At 70.7% G+C, this 6,960-nt stretch carries 5 protein-coding genes and 1 pseudogene; 2 read left to right on the top strand and 4 right to left on the bottom strand.

What is annotated here, in order from left to right; translation table 11 throughout:
- On the bottom strand, window positions 1-1,288 hold a 1,288-nt coding region (locus V7E45_RS37340; protein WP_333778731.1), incomplete at its 3' end, for an MDR family MFS transporter.
- A 188-nt stretch (window positions 1,289-1,476) separates the two neighbouring features.
- Between V7E45_RS37340 and V7E45_RS37335 the strand changes: the two genes are divergently transcribed.
- Window positions 1,477-2,238 carry a phosphoglyceromutase gene (locus V7E45_RS37335; RefSeq protein ID WP_333778730.1) on the top strand — a complete coding sequence of 254 codons (762 nt, stop codon included), beginning with the start codon at window positions 1,477-1,479 and terminating at the stop codon, window positions 2,236-2,238.
- An 80-nt stretch (window positions 2,239-2,318) separates the two neighbouring features.
- Here the strand turns inward: V7E45_RS37335 and V7E45_RS37330 are convergent.
- A pseudogene (locus V7E45_RS37330) lies at window positions 2,319-2,546 on the bottom strand (winged helix-turn-helix transcriptional regulator); the annotation flags it as partial.
- 355 nt (window positions 2,547-2,901) lie between these two features.
- On the opposite strand from V7E45_RS37330, the gene V7E45_RS37325 reads away from it, so the two are divergent.
- Window positions 2,902-3,249 carry an ASCH domain-containing protein gene (locus V7E45_RS37325; RefSeq protein ID WP_333778729.1) on the top strand — a complete coding sequence of 116 codons (348 nt, stop codon included), beginning with the start codon at window positions 2,902-2,904 and terminating at the stop codon, window positions 3,247-3,249.
- Window positions 3,250-4,156: 907 nt separating this feature from the next.
- Here the strand turns inward: V7E45_RS37325 and V7E45_RS37320 are convergent.
- A complete protein-coding gene (locus tag V7E45_RS37320; RefSeq protein WP_099945707.1) occupies window positions 4,157-4,957 on the bottom strand; it encodes a maleylpyruvate isomerase family mycothiol-dependent enzyme in 801 nt (266 codons plus the stop codon).
- Between the two features lie 399 nt (window positions 4,958-5,356).
- Window positions 5,357-6,733, bottom strand: coding sequence for an FAD-binding oxidoreductase (locus tag V7E45_RS37315; protein ID WP_333778727.1), 1,377 nt, complete (start codon window positions 6,731-6,733; stop codon window positions 5,357-5,359).
- Window positions 6,734-6,960 lie beyond the last annotated feature (227 nt).

Genomic DNA, 6,960 nt, shown 5'->3' with positions numbered 1-6,960 from the left:
CGCGGTTTTGTGTCCGGGCCTGGGCCCCGGCCCGGGGTGGGGGGGGGGCCGGGGGGGGGGCGGGGGGGGGCGCCGGCGTGGGCGCCGTCCGCTCCTCCTGGAGCCCCCGCATGAGCACCGCGTACCCGAGCCCGGCCGCCGTCCCCACGACCGCGCACATCCCCCACAGCCACTCCGCGCCGAACCGGTCGATGACGGCGCCGGACATCAGCGGGGCGATCAGGGCCGCGACGGACCACGACAGGGTGTACACGCCCTGGTAGCGCCCGCGCCCGTGCACCGGCGAGAGCGCGACGACGAGCCCGGTCTGCGTCGGGGCGTTGACGATCTCGGCGAGCGTCCACACGCACACGGTGAGCGCGAACACGCCGACCGACCCGGCGAAGGCGGTGAGCCCGAAGCCGTACCCGGCGAGGACGGACGACACGACCAGCAGCCGGCGCGGATCGCGGTGCTCGATGAAGCGGGTGACCGGGATCTGCAGGGCGACGATCAGGAAGCCGTTGACGGCGATGGCGAGGCCGTAGTCGGCGGGCGAGAACCCGGCGCGGCCCATGGCCACCGGCAGTCCGACCGAGCCCTGCTGGAAGACGAGGGCGACCAGGAAGCACAGCCCGACGACGGCCATGTACCGCCCGTCGCGCAGCACCGTACCGAGTCGGACGTCGTCCCCCGCCTGCTTGGCCGTGGCCGTGGGCCGCGACTCGGGCAGCTTGAGGAAGACGACGATCGCGCAGGCCAGGGTCATGCCGGCCTCGATGAGGAACCCGGTGAGGTAGCTGTACTGGGCGATGAACCCGGCGCCCATGGACGAGACGGCGAAGCCGAGGTTGATGGCCCAGTAGTTGAGCGAGAAGGCCCGCACCCGGTCCTCGGGCCGGACGATGTCCGCCAGCATCGCCTGCACGGCGGGCCGGGAGGCGTTGGATGCCATGCCGACGAGGAAGGCGACGGCGGCGATGGCGACCGGGTCGTGCATGAAGCCGAGCAGCGCGACGGAGCCGGCGGTGGCGGACTGCGCGATCAGCAGGGTGGGCCGCCTGCCGAGCCGGTCGGCCATCACCCCGCCGCCCAGCGAGGAGACGACCCCGCCGAGCCCGTGCAGGGAGGCGACGAGACCGGCGTAGGTGGCGGAGTAGCCGCGGTCGAACGTCAGGTAGAGCGCCATGAAGGTGGCGACGAAGGCGCCCAGCCGGTTGACGAGGGTGCTGGTCCACAGCCACCAGAACTCGCGGGGGAGCCCGGAGACGGTCTCCCGTGCGGCACGTCTGAGACGGGCTTCGGACATGACAGGACCCCCACGGAGATGTACGACGTGACGCGCGGCGAGATGTACGACGGTGTAAGCGGCCAATGCGGCCTCTGGAACTTACAAGCGGGGGGTCGGCCGGGGCCACTCAATTAGCAGATGACGTCAACTGTCCGGCTGCTGGGCGGCCGCGCTGGGGGCCGAATGCGTCGATTACGCTCTGAGGCATGGCCGACGCACCGTACAAGCTGATCCTCCTCCGCCACGGCGAGAGCGAGTGGAACGCGAAGAACCTGTTCACCGGCTGGGTGGACGTCAACCTCAACGAGAAGGGCGAGAAGGAGGCGGTCCGCGGCGGTGAGCTGCTGAAGGACGCCGGCCTGCTCCCCGACGTGGTCCACACGTCCCTCCAGAAGCGCGCGATCCGCACCGCGCAGCTCGCCCTCGAGTCCGCGGACCGCCACTGGATCCCGGTCCACCGCAGCTGGCGTCTGAACGAGCGCCACTACGGCGCCCTCCAGGGCAAGGACAAGGCGGCCACGCTGGCCGAGTTCGGCGAGGAGCAGTTCATGCTCTGGCGCCGCTCGTACGACACCCCGCCGCCCCCGCTTTCGGACGACTCCGAGTTCTCCCAGGCGCACGACGCACGCTACGCGACGATCCCGCCGGAGCTGCGCCCGCGCACGGAGTGCCTGAAGGACGTCGTCGTCCGCATGCTCCCGTACTGGTACGACGGCATCGTCCCCGACCTCCTGACCGGCCGCACGGTCCTCGTCGCCGCCCACGGCAACAGCCTGCGCGCCCTGGTCAAGCACCTGGACGGCATCTCGGACGCCGACATCGCGGGCCTGAACATCCCCACGGGCATCCCGCTCTACTACGAGCTGGACGCCGACTTCAAGCCGGTCACCCCCGGCGGCAAGTACCTCGACCCGGAGGCCGCGGCGGCGGCGATCGAGGCGGTCAAGAACCAGGGCAAGAAGAAGTAGACGCCCACGAGTAAGCCCCCTGCCTGCGGTTTCTCCGCTGGGAGGGGGCTTTTCTCTTGCCCTGGGCCCTCTCTGGGCTGTCAGGGGGACTGCGGGGCGGGAGTGCATGCTGCTTCCTGGGCTGCCATGACCTCGTCGCCGTACTCAAAGGCCCATGCGCCGACGGCGTCGATGGGCACCAGCAAGCTCCGGCCCAGAGCAGTGAGTCGGTACTCGACCCGTGATGGCGCCTCGGGGTGTGCCTGCCGGTCGACCAGTCCGTTGAACTGCAGCCGTCGCAGAGTCTCGGTGAGGACCTTGGCGTCCAGGCAATCGCACCTCCCGCCGGCCTATGCGGCCGGACCGAGCAACCAGGAAACGGAAGGCGACACGGGGGCTTTCCGTTAGGAGTTCTCAGAGGCGGTAGCCGATGGGGCACGAGGGGGAGCAGCGGGGATGCCAGGCCTTGGCGTCTGTCAGGTCAGCGGAAGGCCGGCTCAGCGGCAACCCGCGTACGCGATCTTCCGAACTGGCTGTGCGGATCACCTCGGCATCAGTGCGCGAGGACCGACGCGACAGCCCCACAAGGAAGAACCCGAGGGAAGTGACGGGTCCCAGCAACTCCGGGAGTCCGAGCGTGCCGCGCTTCTCGAAGCCGTGTCCGGCTCCGTTAGGGTGCGCCGAATGGACGGCAGCACTTCGCGGCAGCACTCAACGGCGACTCAGACCCTGTACTTCCATCGTGACTATCTCGATGCAGTACGCGCCGAGCAGAAGACGACCACGGTACGTTTCCGTGACCCGGTGGAGACGGGCCCGGTGAACCTGGTGTTCGAGTTGGACGACGAGGTGGCACTACCGGCTGTCGTCACGCAGGTCACTGCCAAGACGATTGCCCAGCTGAGCGAGTCGGACGCCCGAGCGGACGGCTTCCGTGATCTCGCCGAGCTTCACGACAGACTGCGGTTTCACTACCCCCAGATCGAGCCGACCGACACCATCGCCATCGTGCACTTCCGGTTGGCGAAATAAGTGAGTGACCTCAGGCATCGACCGGAGTGACTCCCCGCACGATCACGCCGCTTCGGGACGTGGGCGGCCAGGACGGCCTGGGGGGAAGGCGCACCCCACTTTCACTGGGTTGTATCACCGGCCGCCGCGGCCGGGCGGAGGTGCGCACGGCGACGGGCTGTTCTAGCGTCGTAGGGGGAGGGGAGATGCTGCCGGGCCCTGGGTCGCCGGGGCGGGGCTCCGCTCGCACACCGCCACGCTCGCTGCTCGGCGCCTTGAATCCGCGAGTCCCGACCACCCCCGGAGAGTAGGTGGCTCCCATGCGCCCATCGTCTCGCGCAGCCGGTCTCCTCACCGGTCTAGCCCTCGCGCTCGGCGCGGTCCTCGCCGCCCCCGCCGCCCATGCGGATATCCCGGCTTGCACGAAGCTGGTCCAGGGGGCGGGCGTCGAAGTCTCGGATGCCGTCAGAACGGCGTGTACCCAAGGTGTGCACAATGACCTGCAAGGCTGTGTGAAGGGCCTGACCGAGGCCGGCGTGCCGGGCGGCGCAGCGACCGGTGCCTGCCGGCTGGCGGCCGACCCCCCGAGGTGATGAGCGCACGCTGACAACGGCCTGCTCACGAGAAGTCAGTGGGCGTCAGCGCCGGGCCGTCCCTGGGCCGTACGAGGTCGCTCGACAGTGGCCGATGACGACCAACGACGGCGACCAGGCGCGACTGACTTCTCGACGAGATCGGGACGACGGCAGTCGCGTCGCTTCTCGTGATCGCTGGGACGGACGCATTCGCACTGCCCTCCAGGTGGACGGTCGGCTTGGTGACGCCCCGAGGCCGCCTCGCGGGTTTGAGCCCGGTGTCGCGACTGAAGAACCTGGCGAAGAGTCGTGTCCTACCGGCTCGAGGCGCGGCCAACCGCCCCCGCTACGTCCTACTTCTCCTCCGGCTCCCAGGCGCGGAGCAGGTCGAGCAGCCCTGCGTCTCCGTCAACGTGCAAGGAGTCGGCCTGGATCCGGTCGTACAGGTAGAGGACCAGCTCACTGGCCGTGCCGTGGACGGAGGCGCCGGCTGCGTCCGAGTCCTCGCCGGTCGCGGCGGTGGGCGCGGGGATGCGGGTGGTGCGTGCGCCGTCGCCGTCGACGGTGAGGCGCCAGGAGCGGCCCTCGGCGGCGTGGAAGTCGAAGGCCGTGGGCTTGTGCGGCCAGGCACTCGGGGTTGCGCAGACGGTGAACAGGAACTCCTCCACACCGTCGAGTGCCAGCTCGACCGGCAGCGGCTGCGGGGCGCCCCCGGCGAGCTGGGCGTCGTAGGTGTGCACCGCGGTCTCCTGGACCCGGTGCCGGGCGGTGCCGCCGGCGGTCTGCGGTGACTGCGACGCGGGCCACCACGTCCAGCAACCGCTCTCCGGTCCCGCCGCGCGCAGGGCGCCCAGCAGAAGCTGCGTCGACGCGTCCAGCCAGGCCAGCAGGGCCTCACGCTCCTGCGGCACTTCCAGCGCGGCGCGCGCGGCGACGGCCTCGGCCGGGGGCGCGTCGGCGGGCCCCGCGCCGACGATGGCGGCCCAGAAGCGGTCTCCCCCGCCCAGGTGCTTCACCAGATCGAACAGCGTCCACCCAGGGCAGGTCGGCACCTGTGCGTCGAGACCGGGCGCGGCGGCTACCACGGCGCGGAAGGCGGTCGACCGTTCATCGATCAGTCGCAACAGGTCGGGGAACTCAAGATTCTCTTCCACGCCGGATGTCTATCACCGTGCTCCGGTGATCGGACAGCGATTTTCACAGCCGCCGCCGGTTGGCCATTGCGGACGTCCTCGCCTCCCACCGCTCGGGTGCCAAGCTGCGCACTGCTGCGAGGACGCTGGTCGTGGCGGTACGACAGGCGTCGCTCTCACGGGCTTGTGGGACGTGCCGAGCGCGCGGCCCTTGGAGGTCGGACGGGCAGTGGCGGGCGGGGCCGGGAGGGTGGTCGACGAGGTCGGAGACTGTCCTTCCGCCGGCTGGGCTCGGCGTCGTGGGCGGAACAGCCGGAGCCCGCTTTGCTCCAGACCCGACCGTGGCTCGACCGAACCGGACGGGACGGGCACGGCTGAGCCCCCTCGCCGGTCGGGAGGGGGCTCAGGTGCGGACAGCGGTCAGACCGTCGCCGGTGGGATGCTCTGGTCGTACTGGAAGACGTTGCGCGGGTCGTACTTCGCCTTGATCCTGCGCAGGCGGCTGTAGTTGGGGCCCCAGTAGGCGGTCTCCCAGTCCTGCATTCCGATGTTCGGCACGTTGACGTAGGCGCCGTCCACGTACGGGCGCAGGGCCTGGCTGAACTCGGCGATCCAGGCCTGTGCCCGCGGCGTGAGCGGGTCGCAGACGCCCGGCTGGTCGCTGCGCTTGCCCCAGCCGACGCCGGGTTCGGCGTAGAAGAGCGCGTCGCGGTGCGGGAAGGCCGTACCGCCGCGAGGGGGCTTCCTGACCGACCCGCCGAAGGCCTGGACGAAGTAGTTGGTGTCGTCCGTGGGGGCGTCGTCGATGTACGACTTGACCACCTGGATCGCCTTGGCCGGGAACGGCTTCCTGGCGAACTGCGAGTAGAACTTCCAGTTCGCGGGTTCGACCTCGGTCGGGATCTGGAATCCCGCGTACACGTCGCCCCAGTTGCCCACCTGCGTCTCGACCTTGGGGCTGCCGATCCTGAGGAGCGGGGCCAGCAGCTTCTTCGCCTCCGCCGGTGTTCCCTCCGGGAGGACCCCGAACAGCAGGATCTGGTTACGGTGCGCCTCGAGTTGGGTGCCGAGGCGGTCGTCGGTGTACGGCGCGGTGCGCTGGTAGGCCTCGAAGAGCCTGGGCAGGTCCCTGGTGCCGTCCCATGTGGCCTGGAGGTACGTGACGCTCTTGAGCGGGGCCAGCTTGTAGGTGAGCGAGGTGACGATCCCGAAGTTGCCGTTGCCCGCTCCGCGCAGCGCCCAGAGCAGGTCGGAGTGGTGGTCCAGGTCGACCTTGATGACCTTGCCGCACTCGTCGCCCTCCGCGACGACGATCTCGGCGCCGATCAGGCTGTCGCAGGCCATGCCGAGCCAGCGCGTGAGGAAGCCGAACCCACCGCCGAGCGTGGCGCCGGACAGGCCCACGCTGCCCTCGGTCCCCGTCGTCACCGCGAAGTTCTGCTTCGCGAGCGTCGTCACCGCTTCCAGCTGGTTGAGTCCGGCGCCGACCGTCGCGATGCGAGCGGTTCTGTCGATGTGGACCGACTTCAGCTCACTGATGTCGATCACAAGGCCGCTGTCGACGTTCGACCAGCCTTCGAGACTGTGGCGGCCGCTCCGGATCCGCAGCGCGACGTCGTTCTGCCGCGCCCAGGTCAGGGCGTTGACCACGTCCTGGGTGTTCTGGGCGAAGACGATGACCAGCGGGTAGTGGGAGAAGAGCTGGTCCCAGCCCAGGCGCGCGTCCGTGTAGCCGGGGTCCTCGGGACGGACGATCCGGCCGGTCAGCTTGGCCGGCCTGCACCTCCCCGCGCTCATCCCGTTCCCGGCCGCCCCGGCCACGGTGCTCGCGTCGCTCCCGGCCGCCCCGGTCGCGGCGCTCGCACCGGGGGCCGCGGGGGGGGGCGCGGCCCCCCCCCCCCCCCCGGGGGGCCCCGCGGGGGGGGGGGGGGGGGGGCCCCCCCCGGCGCCCCCCCCCCGCGGGCCCCGCCCGTCCCGTTTTCGCCACTCCGGGTGAAAGTCTTAGGCCCCTGTCAGACCCCCGC

Origin of the sequence: Streptomyces sp. IBSBF 3136 (assembly GCF_036815105.1) — a bacterium.
GTDB lineage: Bacteria > Actinomycetota > Actinomycetes > Streptomycetales > Streptomycetaceae > Streptomyces.
The sequence above is the reverse complement of the archived record's forward strand: the minus strand, read 5'-3'. Positions and strand labels throughout refer to the sequence as shown.